The sequence below is a fragment of the Plebeiibacterium sediminum genome (genome assembly GCF_026013605.1).
GTDB lineage: Bacteria > Bacteroidota > Bacteroidia > Bacteroidales > Marinilabiliaceae > Saccharicrinis > Saccharicrinis sediminus.
This window is the reverse complement of sequence record NZ_JAPDPJ010000028.1, coordinates 32,061-54,595: the sequence shown is the minus strand read 5'-3', so window position 1 is coordinate 54,595 and position 22,535 is coordinate 32,061. Positions and strand designations below refer to the sequence as shown.

Sequence of the window (22,535 nt, the reverse complement as noted above, 5' to 3'; positions counted from 1 at the left end):
ATTGTAATCTTTTAATTATACAGTTAGCAATGAAATATATAATCACAATAGTAATGGCATTATTGTTTTCTATGTGTAATTCAAATAAACAGATTATGCAAAGTAGTAATATGCAAGCTCCATTGATCATTTATAAAACAACAAAAGATTATTCAAATCATATTCCTATTGTTTTAAATGAATCCAGAGATAGAATTGTTTCATATCCTGCTATGACAGATATATATTTCAATGGAGCCTTTGCAAAACCAACCCGTTTAGCCAGCGGCTTTTTACTGGATAATTTTGGTGTGTCGGCCAATAGTGTATATACATCATTTACCTTTGAAGAATATGCTAAACTTGAAAAAGTTCCATCGCTTCAGGAACTCATGGAAAGTGTTATTGATTATAATCCATTCATAGAAATGTATCATTGTGGAAAAAGAGATGATTTTGAAACTACAAATGATATAAATAATATAATCAGGAGCAAGTTTGAAAACTGTAAAAGGATTAGGTAAGCTTCTTAATTGCTAAATGATCCTTATCCTACAAATTTGGATATGTTAAATCCCCTTTGAATCATATCAAAGGGGATTTAACATGAATGCTTATATCATAAAAAATTAGCTTCACACCCTCAGTTTGTACAGATGTTATTCCTTGTTCGTTACCCTTACAATTTCACCAGCTTTTGCGTAATCTTAGTTTGAGCTGTTGAAATTTGCAATAAGTACACTCCACTCGGCAAATCATTTATTGGCCAATCGATAGCATTCTCACCTGCCACTTTATTTTCAGAAACCAAGGTTTTAACTCTGGTTCCATTTTGATTGAACAATACTAATTCTACTTTTGAGGCTACGGGTATATCAAATAAAATATTTACAGTTGAAGTTGCCGGATTTGGATAAAGGCTAAGCGTTGTATTAGCAGCATATTCATTTGATTGAACAGAAAGAGCAGTAGGAATAAGTGCGGGGTATAAATTGTATTTGATACCACCATTACAATCAGCTATTATATAAGCCCCTCTGGTATAATTAACAATAGGCCTGTCGTATATTACACTTCCATAATATTCATCGTTTTTAAATATACTTCCCTGAGCCATCCAGTTGTAATTTTCAATAACTTCGTTGTAAACACCTTCATAAGCATCTTCATACAGGGAGGTTCCTCCTACCCAGAAGCAATCTACATTGCTATATTGATAGGTTCCGAATGTTCCAGAAGCTGAATTACTATTTTTTATCTGCCTTGATTGCACATAAATTCCCTGGTTACTGTTATGCCCTATCTGGGTAAAGTAACTTTCATTAATATTATAAGTAGTAGTTGATTCCATAACAGTTCCAGATGTTTCATTATAAAAATCACCAAGTGCAATGCCATGTTCATTAACCACATTTTTATATCCATCATTTACAATATTCACTGTAAAGGATGTGTTATCAATCGTTGTGGTTCCGGTTATTACCCTGCTCCATTCTATTCTGTCGTTTTGAGGTCCTGTCTGACTTTGAATACGAAGGTTCATTTGTCCGGAAATGTATGACGTGAAATCCATGGCGTGTGATAGCTTAAAGTCTTCCTCATCTCCATTTACAAAACCATCTATTTCAGTAAAAATAAACTCAATAACATCTCCATTGGCATAGTTTAACACCATTTTATCATTGGGACTTGCCGAATAAGTCCATAAATCATAATTTGAAGTATTTTGGGTTAGCGTTCCTGTGGTAGTTGTATAACCAGTAACACCACTGGCATACCATACAGCATCAACTGATAAAGAAATCAGTTCTTCGGATTGTTTTACTAATTCTTCTGGACCAATAAATAATCGTTTCAGAATATCTGATTCTGCTTGAGAAAAACAAAAAACAGAGGTAAATACCATTAAAAGGACAAGTAAAGATCTTTTCATAGATTATCATGATGGTTTATTATAACAGTTCACACGCAGCGCTATAAATAAGAAAGTCTTTATGTATCCATGATACTAAGAATGATCAAATCATAATAAATAGTTTTTGATTAGGCTGATTTCTTGGAAAAAGCAAAAATCACTGCTTGGGGTTAACAGCTCAATAGCAATAGTTATATAGCCTGAAGTAACTTTGTATTACATAAAAATTGTTACCTCGCAATTATTTAAGTTACGATAATTGTGATTTTTTGTCAACCAATAAAGGAAAACTATTCCTGGGGAGGCAGAGGTACATACATACTATCCCGATCAACTACAAAATCAGTTCTGATTCTTGGTATGCTTTTACAAAAATGTATGGAGTCGTTTACAATGTATTCGGTAGTATAGGTTTCATAATATTTAGTTGTACGCCTAACATCTGCTTTAACTACTTCATTAACCTTTTTATTATTTACTATAATTTGAAACTCTCCAAGATCAATAATCTTACATACCATTTCCTGTATATAAAATCCAATATCATATAATGTGTCCTTTGGCGTATTTTCTTCTTGTATATCTATATCATAGTCAATACTAAAATAAGGAAAAGCTAACTGCTTGTACTTTTTCACAAACTCAAGATATTCTTCTGATCGTTTATGTTCTTCAATTAGCCATTCTTCCGGATTTGTATTTTCTTCAAGTTCTTCTTCAATTAAAGCCAGTTCATTATCCCAAGTTTCAATTAACAGCGCTTTAGTGATATAAATATTTCCATAAGGTATTCCAAAACTTATTTCTTTTGTTGGAATATTTTCTGCCTTAATAACAACTATGGTATCTATATGGATTGTGGTATCTATTTTTTGCCCGTATACACAAACAGAAAAGAGAATTCCTTCCAGAATAAACATTATGATCTTAAACATATGGTTGGCTTAAATTACTGTAAGAGGTGCTATATTATTATATACAATTTACTGTTAGAAATATAAAAACTCCCATATAAATTATGAATGCAGTATAGTCAAGGATACTCAACTTTCTACAGTCAAAATAATCATAATAACTCCCTCTCATGGGTGCTACTAATTCCATTTTAGTTATCTTATAATAAATCACGCGTAAAAGTTGCCATAAAATTAAATATACAATAGTGTATTGCAATCCATTTGCTGAATGACCTCCATGTGTACTTAAACTTTCAAATCCTTGCAATTTATTATACAGTACAAGATGAAATATTGAAATAGTAATCCATATTAAATAAATACGAATATTTCTCAATGACTTATAATTAACTATATATAAAAAAAGTGGTGTACCAAATGAATAAGCAATAAGCCATTTTCCTGTACTTTCACTACTAGATTTATAAACACCCTTATAGGCTATAAATACTATTAATAATATATATACTATAATACTGATGACATCATATAAGGAAAATCTTGTAGTTTTAATTCTTCGTCCTTTTATTTCATAGTTATTAAAATTTCTATACATCCTCTCTTATAATTTTTCTTTTACGGCTTTTCTCCAATAGTATATTCCAAAAACAAAAGTTACAATTGCAAACATAATCCCGTTTTCTCCTATCCAATGTTCTGTTCCCTCATTTTTAATGGTTAACTCCGGTAATATTTTTTGAATATACACATTACTTACTGCGTGAAAAATTACTGCCGGCCATAGGCTTTTTGATTTAAAAGTGTAGTAAGTCATAATAAATGACATGGACACAATAACAACATAAAATGTAGCCAATTCTAATAGTACATTATTGCCGTAATAAACGATTAAAGGCCAATGCCAGGTAGCCCAAATAATTCCGCTAAAAAGTGCGACGCCTGTAAATGAAAGTACTTTCCTTAATTCGTAAATAAAAAACCCTCTCCATCCGATCTCTTCTCCTAAGGTTGTTGCTGCCGCTCTTATTACTTCAATAGTTCCTAATAAGAAAATGGCTACGATTATTATCGATGTTGGATTTAATGATCCTATTCCAACCAAACCTAGTTCTTTTGCCCAATTTGTAATGGCTTCTACATTGGCTAAACTTCCAAAACCAAAAATCCAGATCAGTATATAAGTGATGACGCCATATAAAGCAGGAATAAGATATGATATTCGGATATACCTCCAGTCTCCCCAATTCCAGTTTAAGGAAGAAATTGGTCTTTTCTTCAGTTTTAGGGTTATAATGGCAGCTATGGCAGGACACCACATTAAACCACCAATATAAATGCGTGAAGGATATAGATTAACGATTGCATAATGAAATAAGGAACTTAAAACTGTAACTATCAAAAGGAAAATTATAATTGAATTCCATGCTTCTTTGCGCTCCGATAAATTTGCCGGCATATAGCTTTTATGTTTTGTTTGTTTTTGAAAAATGAAAAGGTATTAATTTTTACTCAATCGGAATATAAAAGTCTACAATTGCTTTGCCATCAGGATGATCATTAAAATTATTATGATATATCTCAAAAGGTTCTCTATCTGCTTTTTTATAGCCGTTCTGGTTCATCCACACAAATAAACCGGTCCATGCTTTTTCAAACTCACTTAAGTCAATTTCAAAGCTTCCTACAATAAATTTTCCTGCCTCTATTGTTGTCAACCCTATTTCGCCTTCTGTTTTAACCGGTTTATTTAATAATAAGCATGCGCTCATTCTTACTTTATCGTGCGCTGTTACTTTAAAACTATCATGATAAATGGTAACTGGTTTTGTTTGCTCTGTCATCAACCCTTGAGGCGTTGCCCATTGAATGAGTTTTCCATAAGCCTGCTCAAGGTTTTGTGGTCCCAAACTTGAAACATATGCCAAATCCATTTTTGGCATTTCTTTAATTTCGATTTTAGCATTCATTTGTATCCAAATTTTAAGATGATTAATGATGCAAATATATTTTTCGTAATCAGGATATTCTTGTCCTATCTTGCTTTTAAGTTGACGAATCTTGCTAAACTTGTTTGGGTTTTGCTTTTTAAACTGAGTAGGACTAATTCCATAGTATTTCTTAAAGGTTCGTGAAAACGAGGAAATATCACTAAAATCAAATTTGTGAGCTATTTCTGTTGTTGTTATATTTTTATGTAACAAGTCCAATGCTGATTTTAGTCTTGTTTATTCTGTTTAAAAATTTTCTTCAATTTGAATAGATGCAACGGTTATTCCTTACTTAAACAATAAATATCCATATCAATCTCAGCATTTATATCCGCTAAAATTTTCACTTGTTTTTTTTCAAATGCAAATCCTGGATTACAGCCTGTATAATAATATTGAACAATTATCAATTGAGTTATATCGCTTTTACGACTAATCTCTTTTATCAATTCAAGTCTTGGTTCAATAATATTTTCAAAGAATTCAGTTATTGTTTCGCCAATGAAAGCATTGGTCTTTGTTTTTAGTTCATAGTCCCAATGATTGTATTCCCAAGTTTTTTTAACCTTCCTTTTCCCGACAAAATAATCTTCTCCTTTCCGTGCTATTGAAAGCGGTTTCAATTGTAACCTTTCTGTAATTTCATTTGGATCAAAATCAAAACCAATAAATCTAAGAATCACATGATTTTGATTAACCTCCAAATCATTATCTGAACCTTGTAGTTTTTTATAATCGTCTTTATCAAGTCTTTTTATATTCATTATTTCAATTTTGCAGGATATTTTAAAAATGAACTACCTGTGGTAAATAATAAACAAAGTACGCTTTTGAAAGCTTCATTATCTAACCAACTGTTGAAATGAAAATGTAATGCTTTTTGGCCAGATTACGCACCTCTTTGTGCATTTTTGCATATTTAGTCTGTCGTATTGACTAATTATTAATAACATTGAAGGGTAAATTCATTCCGTTTAGTTTCTTTGTCATAAAATACGTAGATAAGTCCAGAATCGCCCCACATTATATCAGCGTTTTCTTCTGAATCAATCTGAAATAATAAATCCATTGCTTCTCCATCAGGTTTGTTTGGAGTACTTTCACCCTGAACCCATTTGGGGTACCCACCAATCTGACTTTGAAAGTCCAATTCACCGATCAAATCTTCGCAAACCTTTCTATAATTCTCCCACGGTTTATCTTCATTTAAAATGCAGGAAAGCTTATTAGCATTGAAACTATGAACCTCAATCCCTTCCCAATCAGGTAGTGATTCAATTTGTTGGAATGTTAGATCACAATATTTAGATTTTTCAAGTTCTGATGGTCGAGAAATCATTTTTATGTTTTCTTCATCTATAGCATCATAGGTCTTCAACAACCAACCATCAGAGTCTGAATCCCATGTAAATTCCTCAAAGTCATAATAAAATTGAATCAACTTAAGATTATCAGGAAGACCATTGTCTCCAGTATTAAAAACTTGAAAAATAAAATCTAAGTGCTTTCCCTTTTTATTCTTGGGCCATTCTTCATTTCTCTCAAAGTATGGCTGTCCACCAAAATGTGATTTCAATTGAGAATTTTCTGGTTGTATTGAAGGTTTCTGAACAATCAGTTTTGTTGCTTTCTTAATCAATGGTTTGACTAATATAAGTAAATCATTATATGTCGATAAGTTTTCTGTTATCAATTCTGCTCGATACTTATCAAAATGAGATTCAGCTTTTTTCTTTCCTTTTCCTCCAAATAGATTCTTAAATATATTACTCATGATTTATAATTAGCAGTACGTTCTTGACATGTGCCCATAACATAACGTTAAAAACATTGTCTATATCGTTCTTATATGGTACTGTTTTTATTTCTTTTTAAATATCCGAACGAATATACATCATATTTTAAGGAGTAAAGCAGTACATCCTAAATTCTATGTTATTTCAATGGGCATAAGCATTACTCAACTCCAACAACGAGCAAGAAATTTAATTACAGACTTTATATGTAAAAACCGGAATACAATGTCTTTCATAATACAAAAAGAGCCACAACTTTTTAAATTGAAGCTCTTGTATTTTATTTCCTACTTGTTTAGTGCACGGTTTGCAAAAACTAACGAACAGCTCCGATGAGTAATTCATATTTGCGTGCCTACTGGAGTCTTCCTCCATTATTTATAAAACCAATTAATAAATTATGAATTCTATATATTTCTTTAATAATAGGTAATATACAGATTTGCTTTTCTAAACATATGAATTTGAACTCATTCACCACATACGCTCGAAAAACAAAAGTAACATTATCTAATTCTTGTGCGTCAAAAACAACTCTAGATGGGATAAAATTTCCTTTAATTGGTTTAGATAAAAATATATCAAGCTTTTCATCAAAGTGTTCTGCATAATCTCGCACAAAACGATGTTCCAAAGGACTATTTTCACCAACATGAAGAAATTCTCTTAATTTTTCCCCTCGTAGTTTGTGTATTCTATTTCTTGTTCCTTTGTAACGAGCAGGAAATAGATATCTTGAAATTCCAGCTCCCTGATTAATAATATTTTCAGATAAGTCTATTAGTATATTAGGATTTTCCTCAAATAATGTTGGAGTGGTAATTACTTTATCCAAGAGTTCGTAATCCCCAATAGCAGATTTTGTTTTGGTCAATAAACTTTCAATATAGAATACTTCATATGGTGGCCATATTTTCCATTGTTCTTGTTCTTCCTGTAGCTCACGTATCATAATAAATTTTAATTATAATTATTTACTTGGATTCAATTCATTACTTAATTTAACTGATACTATTTCACCAACCCTCAAATACTGCGACTTATTTAACCTTTGCATTTAGGCTAACGGCTAGCTAAAATAGTTATTATTTTAAACACTGATGTTATATAACGGATTTTTATCTTATTATAAATGAATCCAAATACTAGGATTTATTTTTAAGAAGAAATAGGTAAAGAATGAACTATATGTCATTATACAAAAACAGGAGCAGTATTTCCACTGCTCCTGCTGATGATCTCATATTTATAGGCTGATATAAAACGGATCTCTTTTTATGTCGTAATAAAATCTATACTATCTATTCAACCGGAATTTCATAATAGGGAATTGTATTTTCAGGATTCACGGCTATTTGATCTATGACAATACCTGTTTGATTTACGCCAAGTTTTAAAGTATATTTTCCTGCTTCTATATCTGATAATTTGTAATGTACGGCAGTGTAATTTCTCAAAACATTATCTTTCCAGGCATTGCTTCTCCCTTTTGTATTTAACAGGAAGTTTTGCTTTTCAAAAGTACCTACCTGAACAGATAATTGATGATTGAACTCGTTAGAATGTGTTGGCAAACATCTGATTTCTATATCGTAGTTACCGGTTTCAGGTATTTCTATATCATAGCTTACATAAGCCGCTGAATCATCAAATGTATGGTTGTTGAATGGATAAACTGTAATAGCTTGCTTACTATACCCCAGTCCTTCAACCGAAATCCAATGATATGGTGTTGGAGCCACAGCTTTTGTATATGTTGCCGACTGGATAAACTGAGGCTTTACAGTACGCTTTGGAGCTGCAACATCTTTAGTCAATGATTCTGGTTTTAATGGCATTTTAAAGGCTGGTAAATTTCTGGGTTGCATATCCATCATATTCATCCACTTACCATTTGCAAGTTTCTGATTATAATAGTCGGTAATAACCTTAATTTCATTATATGCATCTGTTGATTTTTGATAATATGCATCCTGAGCCTTTTTTGTATCTGCTTCTGCAGCTAATTGATAATACAGAAACTTTTCATTCATTAACGATGCTGCTTTCACCGGATATTCTACCAACTCAAAAAATGCATCTTGCTTCATTTCCGGAATGTATTGTTTTATCTTATCCACCCCCCTCACTATAGCCGTATAACGATCTATCCTTTTTTGCAACTCGTTTCCGTTTGCCCGGGTATTAAATTGCGATAGATAGGTTTGTGTGGTTGGCTCTGTCCTGCTCCATCCCATAAACTCTGGTCTGCGCAAAAAAGCCAAATGGTAATATTCATCCATAATATGACTAATGGCAGAAGCATTTTCTGCTCCAAACTCACGTTTTGCCCATTGGAACATGTGATCCGACAGGTTATTTTCAGTTACAGAATTGATATCCCAGGCCATGTCTAAAAACAACTCCATATTGTACTCTGTTGGCTTAATATCACCAACATTGGCAATCCATATTTTATCTGCTCCGTTTTGATAGGCACGATTCATTTCGTACCATGTTAAAGCCGGTGATGTTGTGCTTAACCACAAGTAATCATGAGGACGCCCCCAATAACTCAAATGGTAATAAACTCCACTTCCACCACTTCTTTTTTGTTCTTCATCATTACTAAACCTGCGGATATAACCATAATTGTCATCGGTCCACATTAAGGTAACATCATCAGGCACTCGGAATCCTTTATTATACAAATCCAACACTTCCTTGTAAGGAATAAATAACTGAGGAACACTATCTTCTGCACTATTAAAGCTATTCGCCATAATTTTACGCTGTGTATCCACAATTTCACCAAGCATTTCTATTTTCTGTTCTGTGGTGGCATTCCCTTCCATTTTACCATCGTGAACACCACGCATTCCAATAGTTGCAATAAAATGATCTTTGCCTGGAATCAGCTCATCAATACGTTCCTGCCAGTATTGCTTTACATTGTTGCTATTGGTAAAATAATTAAAATCACCTCTTTCATCGTGTTTCCACTCATCCACATTATTTCGCATCATAGGTTCTGCATGCGAAGTACTGACCATAATATGATATTTTCGGGCTATTTCCTTGTTTCCCTCAATGGTGTAAAAAGCTTTAGTGCAAGGATGCATGGCTGGCCAAATGGTATTGGCTTTGAGCTTTAACAACAACTGAAATATCTTTTCATAGGTTTTAGGTCCGATATCATTGGTTTCCGGCTCAAATGTTTTTGCTGCCCAGGGATGCAATCCCCAGTCCTCATCATTTAAAAAGATCCCTCTGTATTGTACCGAAGGTGATTGAGTGATGCCTTCTGCAGGTAATTGAAGCGCTAGTTGTTTTTGAGGCGTTGGTTGAACATCGGCCCACCAGATCCAGGGAGAAATCCCTATTCTTTCGGCCATATCGAAAATACCATATACAACACCTCTCACGTCACTTCCAACAATAAATAGCTGGTTATCTATGTTTTTAATTTGAAATTGTTCCCACTTATTTGTAAAATCCTCTGCTTTATAACAACCTGATTTCTGAATTAATGAATCCGAAAACTGTCCTATAATCAAACATGGTTCATTGTTTTTTTGAGTTGGAATTATGCTGGTTTCAACAAGAGTGATTTCACTTCCTGTAATACTTTTCATAGATGCTGCAACATCTTCAATGGCCCATCCAATAAGAGAATCACATTGATTACTTATTACAATCCTCGTTGATTTTGAAGATTCTGACACCACAAACCCCTCTGATTCTTTTTGCGTACAGGATTGAAATATTACCAATAAGGCTAACGCCCAAAAACATAACTGTCTCATAAAATTCACTTTTCCATTTTAAGCAAAGGTAGTTTGTGTACTGTTTGTGTACCTGTATTTCTGTACAAATACATATAATTATCGGGTAACAGATAAATATATTCCAGACCTTCAGTCTGATATGTGAGGGAGGTAATGCCAAGGGGCGGATGCCCCTTGTTATGATATTAAAGGCCTTCAGCCTTATATTTTTCACATTGTTCTTTTGTCTAGGTTCTTTTAACTAAGTACTTTCTACTTTCCAAAACATATCGGATCCCGTAGTAAAATATTATAAAATGATACTTTTGTCAATTAATTTTGAAATTGCATTTATAAGTTCTTTTGATTTAGGTAATAATCTTAATACGGTATCTTCGTCATAATCAAAAAAATCATTATAGTCTCCTTTATGACGTTTTTCAAATAATTCTGAATAATGCTTTCCTAAGTCTCTATCTATTTCTCCGGTCTTAACAAATAACTGACCTAATTTTTGCCTCATACCTGAATGACTTGCAGTCTCAATGCCATTTAAAACTAATAGTGCTCCAACTGCATAAAAACAGGCATAATACATTCTATTTATAGCTGAATTCCAAAATCTATTTTCGATTAATACTTCAACTTCCTTTATGGTATCATGTGCTCTTTGAAGTCTATACTTTGAATAATCCTCTGGTCTGTAATCCATTATATTTGTTGTCTTTCTCTCATTACATTATGATAAAATGGAGTCACACTGTATTTATTATTCCATTCTTCTTCTGTATAAATCATTGGGCTAATTACTTCTCCCGTATCTATTTCTAAATCATATAGTGGATATGTTATTTCTCTTTCTTCTGTATCTGTTATTTTGGACCTTTTCAATAGAATAAGAATGTCCCAATCTGATTCAGGAGTACTTGTTCCGCGTGCTCTTGAACCATATAAGTAGACTTCCGCCTTTGGAGCTTTTTCTTTTACTATCTGCTTAATCTTCTGTTTTATACTTTCATTCTTGTCCATATTTCAAAATTAAGCATTTTCTATATATTATTTTTTCTTACCTAATATTTTTCTATCGAGGATGACAAATGATTATGTTTCAAACCTTCAGCCTGAAATATGAGGGTGGTAAAGCCAAGGGGCGGATGCCCCTTGTTATGATATTAAAGGTCTTCAGCCTTATATTTTTCACATTGTACTTTTGACTTCATTTAGGAGCTTTCGACAAGACACTTCTACCCTGGCACTTTCTGACCGTATTTTGATGGAGCGCAGCCAAACTGAGCTTTGAAACACTTACTAAAATAGAACGGATCTTCAATACCTACCTTCCAGGATACTTCTGACACATTATATTTTCCTTCGAGCAAATATTCCGCAGCCTTTTTCATCCGTTTCACCTTAATCAATTCATTAGGTGAATAGCCTGTTAGTCCTTTAACTTTTTTATAGAAGATCGTCCTTGATAAATTGGCCTTTTCAGTAAAATCAGCAACTGAGAACTCCGGATTACTTAAATTTTCGTCCACAATAGTATTGATCAACTCATAGAATTGCTGATCTTTCTTATCCTCACTTAAAGCCCCTTTTTTCACTTCTATATCCACAGAGAATCGCTTCTTCAACCTTTCGCGCTGTTCAATGAGTGCATACACTCTCGAAAGTAAAAACTTCATGCTAAAAGGCTTCATGATATAAGCATCAGCACCAACCTCTATCCCCTGAAGTTTAATGGTTTCCGATGACATTGCTGTAAGCAAGACAATAGGAATATGACTGGTTTCAAAGTTATCCTTTAATCGGCGGGTAACCTCTAAACCATCCATCTCTGGCATTTTAACATCACAAATAATCAACGATGGATTCAATTCGATGGCTTTTTCTAAACCCTCTTTACCATCCACAGCTACTTCTATGTTAAAGTGATGTTTCAGTTCATCGCTCAAATACTCTCTGATTTCATAGTTATCATCAACTATTAAAACTTTCCAGTTATGCGGCACGTTTGGGCGTTTTACATCCTCTTCGGCATTTACACCACCATCATCTTTCGATACCACAGTAACCTTTTCTGAGTCCACATAACGAGCATCATTATAAATTTCATCGTTAGTTGGTAACTCAACACTAAAGATAGAGCCTCCATCTTCATTTGCCCTGTAGCTTACCTTACCTTTATGTGCTTCTGCAAATTCTTTCACCAACTCCAACCCTACTCCGGTGCCTTCAGACGAAAAATTAATTTGCATAAACCTGCTGAACAGTAATTCCTGCTTGTCTTTTGGTATTCCTATACCCGTATCTTTAACCTCAATAATACAATTTCCACTTTCTTCATCCTTTTCAATACTAAATACAATCGATCCATTTGCAGGGGTATATTTAAAAGCATTAGATAACAGATTAAACAAGATTTTCTCCACCTTATTTCTATCAATATAAAACTCCCAAGCCTCTTTTATTCCTTCAAAATCATAGGTAATTTTCTTTTGAAAAGCGGCTTCTTTAAAAGTATAGTAAGCATCTAACGCAAAAGATCTAATGTCTGTTTTTTCCAGATTCAGTGTCATAACATTATTCTGTAACTTCCTGAACTCAAGGAGCTGATCAATCAACCTTGACATCTGTTGCGTATTCCTACTTAATAAACTCACATTATGCTCTACTTCCTGAGGAAGCTGCTTAAAGCTATTTAATCGCTCAATAGCACCACGAATCAAGGTTAATGGCGTACGGAACTCATGCGAGATATTGGTGAAAAAGCGCAGTTTATAATCCGTTAATTGTTTTTCCATTTTAACAGCAGAATTCAACCGATGTATCTTCACTGTAAATTGAATGACAACTATTGTTAAAATGATAAATATGATAAAGTATAATATGATGGCATAAACCGTTTTCCACAGTGGAGGCTTTACAATAAACTTACAGGTGGTTACCTCATTGCTCCATTGACCATCCGCATTAGCGCCTTTAACCATAAACTCATACTCTCCGGGAGGCATATTTTTATAGGTTGCCCAATTGTTAGTACCCGGCTGACTCCAATACTGATCATAGTTATCCATTTTATACGAATACTTGTTCTGATCAGCATCGGTTAAATCCAGGCAAGCAAAATTGATGGTAAATGTTCGTTGCTCATATTTAAGGGTAACTTCTTTTGCCTTACTTATAGACTCTTTTAAAGGACTGTTTTCCTGATAGGTTTCAATACGCTGATCGAAAATAAAGAAATCAGTTAATACCACAGGAGGCACATCCTCATTCAGCTTAATTTCGCTGGGATCAAAGGCAATCAACCCATCCAATGTTCCCCATAACATAGAACCATCATCACATAGCAAACTCGCATTCTCGCTATAATAATTAGGATAAGTTTTATCTGTAAAACGGTAGGTTGAAAAGGTATTTTCATCTTCATCAATATGAGCCAGTCCATTTTCTGTACTCACCCATATCACACTATCTTTACTCTCTAAAATGGAGGTTACAATATTTGAAGGCAAACCTTGCTCTTTGGTATATTTTTTAAATTGACCTTGCTTGTCGGGACTATCCTTAACAAACACATTTAATCCACCGCCTGCTGTACCTATCCATAACTGTCCTTTACTATCCTGATATAAAGATTTGATATCATTGCTATTCAATCCATCAGAATGACCTGGATTGTAGGTGTAAATGGTGTATAAATTAGGATCTTGAATAAAGTCATCAGGATTAAAACTAATCAATCCAAAATAACTACCTACCCACATCATGCCTTCATCATCCTGCAACAAACATCTCAGGTAACTTAAGTTTCCTTTATCATTAAAGTAATGCTTAAAGGTTACACCTGAATGGGATTCTTGTACTAATTCCAAACCTCCTGAAAAAGAAGCAATCCAGATACGTTTCTTGTTATCTTCAAGAATATCAAAAATGGAATTATTAATTAAGCTTTCGGGTTTACTATCATGATGGACAAAATGATAAATCTGTTTATGACTTTGTCTGTCCAAAACGTAAATTCCACCACCTTTTGTTCCCACCCAGATTCGTCCTTTAGAATCTTCTAAAATAGTATAAGGATTCATTGTTGGATGAACACAAATTTTATTTTCCAGATTCTTATCAAATACATAAAGACCACCATTTTTAGTACCAACCCATATATTATTATTGGAATCTTTATGAATTACCTTTACGTAATTTGTTGTACCTGGCGATTCCGTATCTTCTGGTTTTATCTTTTTATAATTTAATTTGTCTGTGGATACCTTTACAATTCCGGTGTATTCACAACCAATCCAAATATTACCTACCTGATCTTCAGCTATGGATAACAAATAATCTCCTGCCAAACTATTTTCTCCATTTTCATATTTATAGTTAGTTAGCTTTCCTTTATCGGCATCAAAGCGATATAATCCATTTCCATAGGTAGTAATCCAGTAAAAACCTTTCGAATCTTCAAATATATTATAGCGACAATCATCGATAACATTGGCAATCTTAGGCTGAATAAGTTCAAAATTATGATAAGTTTTATGGTCGGGACTTAAATACTCCACATAACCAGACTGATCATAAATCCATATGGCATTTTTTGAATCTCTGATTAAATGAGGAGCTGAGACATACTTATTTTTAAAAAACTTAATATCAGTACTGTATATTCCTTTTTCTATATTATACTTAAGCAAACCGTTTGACCTGGTAGAAATCAACAGATGATTGTCATCGTATGGTATCATATTTATAATAACATCATCTCCTTTATAAATACTTTTAGGTAAAAAAGCGGACTTACTTTTATCGTAAGTATATATAGTTCCGGTATTAGTTATAAAATAAGTTTTGGTATCCTGTTCCACCATTCTGATAAACTCACCCTGATCATCATCCTGAAAGAACTGCTTTATATTACCTTGATGATCAATCTGGTTTAATCCATTACTCGTTAAAATCCAACTGGATGAATCCTGATCTTCATAAATAGAATTAATATGATAGCTGGTTAGTGGATTTGATTGTTTGGAGACTAACATATCAACCTGAGGAAATAAATCTTTTCCTTTGGATATTTTTACACATCCCGATTGATAATTCCATAACCAAATATTTCCTGATGGTGTTTCTAAAAAATTTTGATAGGGCAAGTGTACACGAACATCATTATAATGAAACGGAATGATTTCTTCCAACTGTTTACTATAACAATTAAAGCTGTTATCGTATTTTCTAATCCATAAAAAACCATCCTTATCCTCAAAAATGCTTCGTATTCTTGGATCTGAAATCTGGTTCTCTGCACCCAGGCGAGGTTTATAGTTGATAAAACGTTTCCCGTCGTAGCGCACCAATCCATCTAAAGTTCCTGCCCATAAAAATCCATCACGATCAATATGTATGGTTCTCACTGTATTTTGAGGTAAACCTTCCTGCGTTCCTATCTGCTGAAATAGTAAATTTTCCTGTGCCTCTAATAAAAATGGAAAAACTAATATGTATAAAAAAAATAATCTCCTGATTCCTCTGTTAATCGTGCTCATGCAATACATAAATTGTTTTAAGATCCTGCCAAAAAAAGCTCTTTTGTCCGTACATAATTTGGCACAATAAATATAGTAAAAATAGGCCTTGAGATACCTTGAATAACTAATTTTACAGGTTTATGTATGATTATCCATTATAAAATGTACAATTGCCAACTATAATTGTAATAGAGTAAATTAAATTAGATTATGCGAAAAAATTATGTTTCGATTGCCTTAATGATAGTATTGTTTACTATTGTTTCTTGTGTTGGACCAAAAAAGTCAGAAAAAGCAAGCAGTGAAAAACCGGGTACAGGTTATTTGTTCAGTTATTTTAATAATAACGGAAAGGATGGACTTCACCTGGCATACAGTATGGATGGATTAAAGTGGGAAGCTTTAAATAACGACATGTCATTACTAAAACCTGTTGTAGGAAAAGATTCTTTAATGCGCGACCCAAGTGTTGCTCAGGGTAAAGATGGCACATTTCATATGGTATGGACAACCAGTTGGTGGGATCATGGAATTGGCTATGCTTCATCAAAGGATTTAATCCACTGGAGTGAGCAAAAATTCCTTCCGGTAATGAAGCATTTAGAAAGCACTAAAAATACCTGGGCTCCTGAAGTTTATTATGACAAGAAAGATGATTTATTCTACATCATTTGGGCTTCTACAGTTCCTGAATTATTTGAAGAAATAGAAACTTCGAAAAGTGAAAAAGGATTGAATCACAGATTGTACTATACCACAACCAAAGATTTTGAGACCTTTGCTCCTACTGAGTTATTTTTTGAACCAGGGTTTAGTGTAATTGATGGTGCCATCATCAAAACAGATTCAGCTTATATGATGGTCATTAAAAATGAAATGTCGGCTCCTGCACAGAAAAACCTGAGAACTACATTTACAAGCGATTTAAAATCAGGATTCCCAACTGAAGTATCTGAAAGTATTTCTGGCAATTCTTGGGCAGAAGGTCCTACCCCTTTAAAAGTTGGAAGATACATTTACATCTACTTTGATAAATATCGTGATAAAAAATACGGAGCCATCAGAACATTGGATGGCAAAAACTGGGAAGACATTTCAGATTCCATCAGTGTTCCTAAAGGAATTCGCCATGGTACTGCATTTCCTGTAAGTACCTCAATCATAGAAAATCTACAACAACTAAAATAAAATCTATAAATCTAAATCTATGAAAAGATTAGCCTTTAAAATGTATATGAACGAAGGTCAGAAAGAAGCATACAAAAAACGACATAATGAAATTTGGCCTGAATTAAAAAAACTATTAAAAGATGCCGGAGTGAGCGAATACTCCATCTTTTTAGACGAGGAAACAAACATTCTATTTGCTTTTCAAAAAGTAAGTGGAGATGGAGGTTCTCAAGACTTAGGACAAACAGAAATAGTACAAAAGTGGTGGAAGTTTATGGCTGATATCATGAAAACAAACCCGGATAATTCACCAGTTTCAATTGAACTAGAGGAACTATTTTATATGGAATAGTGTTTTAGATTTTTTTCATTTAGCATTTTGAGTGTAAGAGGTTGTCTTTTCATAGGGGCAACCTTTTATTTTTACATAATTTAAAATTGAAACCATATAATTCGTTAAATTTGCATTCAATTTTAATACAAACAAATGAATATTACTTTACAACCCATACAAGCAGATGATTTAGCTTTTATTTGCGATGTATATAACTATTATATAAAAAATTCAACTGCAACTTTTCACACCGAACATGTTGGTATTGAAGAGATAAAAACCATCGTTCCATACAACCATCATAAATACGAAACCTTTATTATAAAAAACAAAGAGGGTAAAAACTGTGGTTATGCTTACCTTGGATATTATAAACCACGCCAGGCCTACGACAGAACTGCTGAAGTAACCATTTATCTTAAACCTGAATTGAGTGGTAAAGGTTATGGTAAAGAAGCATTGGATTTAATTGAAACGATTGCTAAAACCAAAGATATAAAAGTGCTGTTAGGTGTTATTACTGCAGAAAATGAAGCGAGTGTTCGTGTGTTTGAGAAATGTGAATACGAAAAGTGTGCTCACTTTAAACAAGTAGGTGAAAAATTTGGCAAGATACTGGATGTTGTTATTTATGAAAAAATACTAGAAGCCGTATAGTTTATAAATTATAAATATGCGATAGTAAAATTTTAACCCCTAATCCTATTAAAACAACTCCACCAAAAACATCAATTCCCACATTGATTTTATTACCTATTTTTCTACCAATAACAACGCCTGATGTTGAAAACATAAAGGTTAGCACTCCAATAATTACCATTGCCAGGTATATATTAATTTCAATAATACCAAAACCAATTCCCACAACTAATGCATCTATACTAGTAGCTATAGCCATACCTATTAATAACAAATTATTAGACGGGTTAAATGAACTGCAATTTTCCTCTGTTTCTGTTATTCCTTCATAAATTAATTTAAAACCGATCAGGAATAATAGAAAAAAGGCAATCCAATGGTCATAATCTTCAATTGCTGATTTAAAACTACTACCTATCAACCAACCTACATATGGCATTACTCCCTGAAAAACAGCCATAAAAACAGCAACCTTAAAAATATGTTTCGTTTTTATTCGTTTACAACAAGCTCCTGTAGTTATACTTGCTGCCAAGCTATCTATTGACAAGCCTATTCCAATAAGTATGAGTGATAGAATATTCATTATTATTTTTTTGGTGGCGCAAAAATACAAAAATATTTATCCCTCAATAATTAATTTAGCTTAGATACAATCTAAAAAGGAGAAACAGAACGAATATATACCTAAAAACAATTCATGATCACAGAAACACATTCAACATCCCCTTCCTGCAATAAATCAACACCTTAAAATAAATAATTTTACCACGATAGAAATGCATTAAATTTCAACTAATTCATAAAATTATCAATCAGATGTTGAGGTATAGGAATTGGCCTGTTACTGGCTTCATTAATCATAACCACTTTCGTATCTCCTACTGCATATATTAAACCTGTATCTTCATTTTTAAATGTGTACTCCACATTAAATTGAACTGCTCGTCTAACTGTAAATACAATTTCGCAGATGACATGATCACCTAAACGCATCGGATTTTTATACTTACATGAAGTTTCTGAAATAACAAAAGTCTTTCCCTCCTTTTTGCACTTTAAAAAGTCATCCATTAATAATTCCGTTCTGGCATTTTCCATATAGGTGAAGTAAACAGAATTATTTACATGCATATTCATATCAATATCAAAAAACCGAATATTTACAGGCTGTATAAATTTCTTCATGTGTTTAAAATTATAAACTATAGAAAAATGAAACATTCAAATTTCGAAACCAAAAATAATAGAAAATAAATATCATTGTCATTGAATTTTGTGTGCAATAGCTTATTCTCGTATCTTCGCACCATAATTAATAAAATTTTATATGAAGCATAAATCAGGATTTGTAAATATTGTTGGAAACCCGAACGTTGGAAAGTCAACATTAACCAATAAACTAGTTGGAGAAAAGTTATCTATAATTACTTCAAAAGCACAAACTACAAGACACAGAATTCTTGGAATTGTAAATGAAGAGGATTATCAGATTGTATTTTCTGACACTCCTGGCGTTCTGAAACCTAACTATAAGTTGCAGGAATCTATGCTTAGATTCTCTAAAACTGCGTTACAAGATGCTGACATAATTATTTATATGACTGATGTTGTTGAAAAAATTGACAAGAACAGTGATTTTTTAAACAGCGTAAAAAAAACAATGTCTCCGGTAATTTTGGTTATTAACAAAATCGATGAATCAAATCCTGAACAACTTGATGATTTAGTATCCATATGGAAGGAAGAATTACCCAATGCTGAGATCTTCCCTATGTCGGCATTACATGGATTTAATACAGATAACCTTTTAAAAAGAATTAAAGAGCTATTACCCGAAGGAGAGCCTTATTACGATAAAGAAGCTTTAACAGATAAACCTACAAGATTCTTCGTTTCTGAAATCATTCGTGAAAAGATATTACTTTATTATCAAAAAGAAATTCCGTACTCAGTTGAAGTTGAGATTGAAGAATTTAAGGAAGCTGAAGATCAGGTTAATATCAGAGCCATTATCCACGTTGCCAGAGAGTCTCAAAAAGGAATTATTATCGGACATAAAGGAAGCGCTTTGAAAAAAACGGGCACTGAAGCCAGAAAAGATATGGAGAAATTTCTGGATAAAAAGGTATTCTTACAGCTTTATGTAAAAGTTAACAAAGACTGGAGAGATAAGGACAAAACACTTCGAAACTTTGGCTACGATCAGAAATAACAACAATTTTTGATCCTAAAAGAAGTTAAACTATCTGTCTAATTTGTAAAAACTTAGTGAATTTATTCAGCTTTATTATATAGTGCTAAATTAATCATTATCTTTGCACGCTTTTTAATTAAGATAAATACACAAAACCAACATATAAAATGGGAAATATAGCAGCCATAGTAGGAAGACCAAATGTAGGTAAATCAACACTTTTCAATAGGTTGACTGAAACTCGTACTGCCATTGTGAATGAGGAAAGTGGCGTAACTCGCGACAGAATTTATGGTAAATGTGTTTGGAACGGATTAGAATTTTCAGTTGTTGACACAGGTGGTTATGCTGTTGGTTCGGATGATATATTTGAAGAAGAAATCCGTAAGCAAGTACTTATTGCAATTGACGAAGCTGATGTTATTCTTTTTATGCTTGATGTAACTACCGGAATCACTGATTACGATGAAATGGTTGCAGATATATTAAGAAGAAGCAACAAAAAAGTTTTGATGGTAGCCAATAAAGTTGATAATGCCGATAGAATTACTGAAGCCAGTTACTTTTATGCTTTGGGTCTTGAAGAACTTTTTACAGTTTCATCTATTAACGGATCTGGAACAGGAGAGCTACTTGACAGACTTATTGAAGTATTTCCAAGTACAGAGAACGTTGAAGAATTAGATATTCCAAGATTTGCAATTGTAGGTAGACCAAATGCCGGTAAATCTTCTATTGTAAATGCTTTTATTGGTGAAGATAGAAATATTGTTACTCCAATCTCAGGTACAACCAGAGATTCGATATATACAAGATACAATAAATATGGTCACGACTTTTATTTAGTTGATACAGCAGGTGTTCGTAAGAAGTCAAAAGTAAATGAAGATCTTGAGTTTTATAGTGTAATGCGAGCCATCAGAGCTATTGAAAATTCAGATGTTTGTTTATTGATGATTGATGCAACCAGAGGTGTTGAAAGTCAGGATCAAAAAATATTTCAGTTAATACAGCGAAATAAAAAGGGAGTTGTTATACTTATCAACAAATGGGATTTGATTGAAAAAGACACAATGACCATGAAGAGATATGAGGATGAGGTAAGATCTAAATTTGCACCTTTTGTCGATTTCCCTATTATCTTTACTTCTGTATTAACAAAACAACGTATTCATAAGGCGCTTGAAATGGCCGTTACGGTTTATGAAAATAAAACCCGTAAAATACCTACTTCAAAGCTGAATGAAGCCATGCAGCAAATTGTGCATGACAACCCACCACCATCAACAAAAGGTAAGTACATTAAAATTAAGTACATTATGCAGTTGCCAACCAACACTCCTGCATTTGCGTTTTTCTGTAATTTACCACAGTATGTTAGGGAGCCTTACAAACGTTTCTTAGAAAATAAACTAAGGAAAATGTGGGATTTCTCAGGAGTTCCTATTCAAATTTTTATGCGTAAAAAATAAAATAATCATATATTTAAATGATTTCAAAGGATTAGTGTTGACTAATCCTTTTTTTATTTTCCTTTTGTTATTTGGAAGTAGTTTAAATAAAAATTATTTTTGAGAAAAAATTAGAACTATGCTCATTACAGCTGATATGAAAATGGCCGATTTGATCCACTTGGATTTTCAATTATTGGCAGTTATTCAAAGAATAGGGATTAATTTAGGTTTTAGAGAAAAAACAATTGATGAAGTGTGTAAAGAGAATGATGTTGATACTGATTTCTTTATACAGATCGCCAGATCTTTTCATGATAAAGATTACTTCCCAAAAGAAAAGTTTTTCACATTTAAAGCAGAATGGCTTATTCATTTTTTACGCCGTACACATCAATGTATTTTAGAGTATAAAATACCAGAGATTGAAGAAAAAATTAAACTCATGGTTGAAGATTTAAAAGAAACAACCAGAAATTATGAGCTGATAAAGAATTTTTTCACTGAATACATCAGAGAGCTTCGTGTACATATGGAGCTAGAAGAAACTCAGGTATTTCCTTATGTTCTGGCACTTTCAGAATGTATAGAATCAAAAACTAAAACAGAAGGATTTGAAAAGTATTTTAACGAATATAACATTCAAAGATACCTTGAGGACCATAATGACATTGAAGAAAAGGTTTTTGACCTGAAAAATATTTTAATCAAATATCTGCCACCACCAACAGATAGCTGCAAATACAATTCCTTATTGTTTGAAATTTTCAAACTGGAAAAAGACCTGCAAGATCATTCCAAACTGGAAGACAAGGTTCTTATTCCTAAGGTGAAATTAATGGAAAACGAATTAGAAAACCTTTAAATTTATA

At 32.9% G+C, this 22,535-nt stretch carries 20 protein-coding genes and 1 pseudogene; 7 read left to right on the top strand and 14 right to left on the bottom strand.

The window, feature by feature from the left end; translation table 11 throughout:
* Nucleotides 1–95: 95 nt before the first annotated feature.
* The gene (locus OM075_RS12965) at nucleotides 96–503 is read left to right on the top strand and encodes a hypothetical protein (RefSeq protein WP_301190948.1); all 408 of its coding nucleotides are present in this window, start codon (nucleotides 96–98) and stop codon (nucleotides 501–503) included.
* 155 nt (nucleotides 504–658) lie between these two features.
* Here OM075_RS12965 and OM075_RS12960 read toward each other — a convergent pair whose 3' ends face one another.
* From OM075_RS12960 to OM075_RS12905, 12 genes and pseudogenes are all read right to left on the bottom strand, one after another.
* Nucleotides 659–1,912 (bottom strand): T9SS type A sorting domain-containing protein, encoded by a 1,254-nt coding sequence (locus OM075_RS12960; protein WP_301190947.1) that lies wholly within the window; start codon nucleotides 1,910–1,912, stop codon nucleotides 659–661.
* 272 nt (nucleotides 1,913–2,184) lie between these two features.
* The gene (locus tag OM075_RS12955) at nucleotides 2,185–2,829 is read right to left on the bottom strand and encodes a hypothetical protein (protein WP_301190946.1); all 645 of its coding nucleotides are present in this window, start codon (nucleotides 2,827–2,829) and stop codon (nucleotides 2,185–2,187) included.
* Between the two features lie 583 nt (nucleotides 2,830–3,412).
* Nucleotides 3,413–4,267: a CPBP family intramembrane glutamic endopeptidase gene (locus OM075_RS12950; RefSeq protein WP_301190945.1), complete on the bottom strand. Its 855-nt coding sequence runs from the start codon at nucleotides 4,265–4,267 to the stop codon at nucleotides 3,413–3,415.
* Between the two features lie 49 nt (nucleotides 4,268–4,316).
* The gene (locus OM075_RS12945) at nucleotides 4,317–4,805 is read right to left on the bottom strand and encodes an AraC family transcriptional regulator (RefSeq protein WP_363321610.1); all 489 of its coding nucleotides are present in this window, start codon (nucleotides 4,803–4,805) and stop codon (nucleotides 4,317–4,319) included.
* A gap of 96 nt (nucleotides 4,806–4,901) precedes the next feature.
* Nucleotides 4,902–5,021, bottom strand: a pseudogene (locus tag OM075_RS12940) (helix-turn-helix domain-containing protein); the annotation flags it as partial.
* Between the two features lie 59 nt (nucleotides 5,022–5,080).
* Nucleotides 5,081–5,563, bottom strand: a complete 483-nt coding sequence (locus OM075_RS12935; RefSeq protein WP_301190944.1) for a DUF4279 domain-containing protein — start codon at nucleotides 5,561–5,563, stop codon at nucleotides 5,081–5,083.
* A 179-nt stretch (nucleotides 5,564–5,742) separates the two neighbouring features.
* Nucleotides 5,743–6,573 (bottom strand): DUF1963 domain-containing protein, encoded by an 831-nt coding sequence (locus OM075_RS12930; protein ID WP_301190943.1) that lies wholly within the window; start codon nucleotides 6,571–6,573, stop codon nucleotides 5,743–5,745.
* 377 nt (nucleotides 6,574–6,950) lie between these two features.
* Nucleotides 6,951–7,547, bottom strand: a complete 597-nt coding sequence (locus OM075_RS12925; protein ID WP_301190942.1) for a hypothetical protein — start codon at nucleotides 7,545–7,547, stop codon at nucleotides 6,951–6,953.
* 349 nt (nucleotides 7,548–7,896) lie between these two features.
* Nucleotides 7,897–10,380 (bottom strand): glycosyl hydrolase 115 family protein, encoded by a 2,484-nt coding sequence (locus OM075_RS12920; protein ID WP_301190941.1) that lies wholly within the window; start codon nucleotides 10,378–10,380, stop codon nucleotides 7,897–7,899.
* A 271-nt stretch (nucleotides 10,381–10,651) separates the two neighbouring features.
* On the bottom strand, nucleotides 10,652–11,053 hold the full coding sequence (locus OM075_RS12915; protein WP_301190940.1) for a HEPN domain-containing protein: 402 nt from the start codon (nucleotides 11,051–11,053) through the stop codon (nucleotides 10,652–10,654).
* Nucleotides 11,053–11,370: a nucleotidyltransferase domain-containing protein gene (locus tag OM075_RS12910; RefSeq protein ID WP_301190939.1), complete on the bottom strand. Its 318-nt coding sequence runs from the start codon at nucleotides 11,368–11,370 to the stop codon at nucleotides 11,053–11,055. Before OM075_RS12910 ends, OM075_RS12915 begins: the two co-directional genes overlap by 1 nt.
* 215 nt (nucleotides 11,371–11,585) lie before the next feature.
* A complete protein-coding gene (locus tag OM075_RS12905) occupies nucleotides 11,586–15,890 on the bottom strand; it encodes a hybrid sensor histidine kinase/response regulator (RefSeq protein WP_301190938.1) in 4,305 nt (1,434 codons plus the stop codon).
* A gap of 192 nt (nucleotides 15,891–16,082) precedes the next feature.
* On the opposite strand from OM075_RS12905, the gene OM075_RS12900 reads away from it, so the two are divergent.
* The 3 genes from OM075_RS12900 to OM075_RS12890 all read left to right on the top strand — a co-directional run bounded on the left by OM075_RS12900 (nucleotide 16,083) and on the right by OM075_RS12890 (nucleotide 18,033).
* The gene (locus OM075_RS12900) at nucleotides 16,083–17,060 is read left to right on the top strand and encodes a glycoside hydrolase family 43 protein (RefSeq protein ID WP_301190937.1); all 978 of its coding nucleotides are present in this window, start codon (nucleotides 16,083–16,085) and stop codon (nucleotides 17,058–17,060) included.
* 19 nt (nucleotides 17,061–17,079) lie between these two features.
* Nucleotides 17,080–17,394 carry an L-rhamnose mutarotase gene (gene rhaM / locus OM075_RS12895; RefSeq protein WP_301190936.1) on the top strand — a complete coding sequence of 105 codons (315 nt, stop codon included), beginning with the start codon at nucleotides 17,080–17,082 and terminating at the stop codon, nucleotides 17,392–17,394.
* A 135-nt stretch (nucleotides 17,395–17,529) separates the two neighbouring features.
* Nucleotides 17,530–18,033 (top strand): GNAT family N-acetyltransferase, encoded by a 504-nt coding sequence (locus OM075_RS12890; protein ID WP_301190935.1) that lies wholly within the window; start codon nucleotides 17,530–17,532, stop codon nucleotides 18,031–18,033.
* 1 nt (nucleotide 18,034) lies between these two features.
* Here OM075_RS12890 and OM075_RS12885 read toward each other — a convergent pair whose 3' ends face one another.
* On the bottom strand, nucleotides 18,035–18,601 hold the full coding sequence (locus OM075_RS12885; protein WP_301190934.1) for a manganese efflux pump MntP: 567 nt from the start codon (nucleotides 18,599–18,601) through the stop codon (nucleotides 18,035–18,037).
* 209 nt (nucleotides 18,602–18,810) lie between these two features.
* The gene (locus tag OM075_RS12880) at nucleotides 18,811–19,203 is read right to left on the bottom strand and encodes an acyl-CoA thioesterase (protein WP_301190933.1); all 393 of its coding nucleotides are present in this window, start codon (nucleotides 19,201–19,203) and stop codon (nucleotides 18,811–18,813) included.
* A 142-nt stretch (nucleotides 19,204–19,345) separates the two neighbouring features.
* Here OM075_RS12880 and era point away from each other — a divergent pair, with 142 nt between their 5' ends.
* The 3 genes from era (at nucleotide 19,346) to OM075_RS12865 (ending at nucleotide 22,528) form a co-directional block, all read left to right on the top strand.
* Nucleotides 19,346–20,230: a GTPase Era gene (era, locus tag OM075_RS12875; RefSeq protein ID WP_301190932.1), complete on the top strand. Its 885-nt coding sequence runs from the start codon at nucleotides 19,346–19,348 to the stop codon at nucleotides 20,228–20,230.
* Between the two features lie 149 nt (nucleotides 20,231–20,379).
* Nucleotides 20,380–21,684 (top strand): ribosome biogenesis GTPase Der, encoded by a 1,305-nt coding sequence (gene der / locus OM075_RS12870; RefSeq protein WP_301190931.1) that lies wholly within the window; start codon nucleotides 20,380–20,382, stop codon nucleotides 21,682–21,684.
* A 118-nt stretch (nucleotides 21,685–21,802) separates the two neighbouring features.
* Nucleotides 21,803–22,528 (top strand): hemerythrin domain-containing protein, encoded by a 726-nt coding sequence (locus tag OM075_RS12865; RefSeq protein ID WP_301190930.1) that lies wholly within the window; start codon nucleotides 21,803–21,805, stop codon nucleotides 22,526–22,528.
* Nucleotides 22,529–22,535 lie beyond the last annotated feature (7 nt).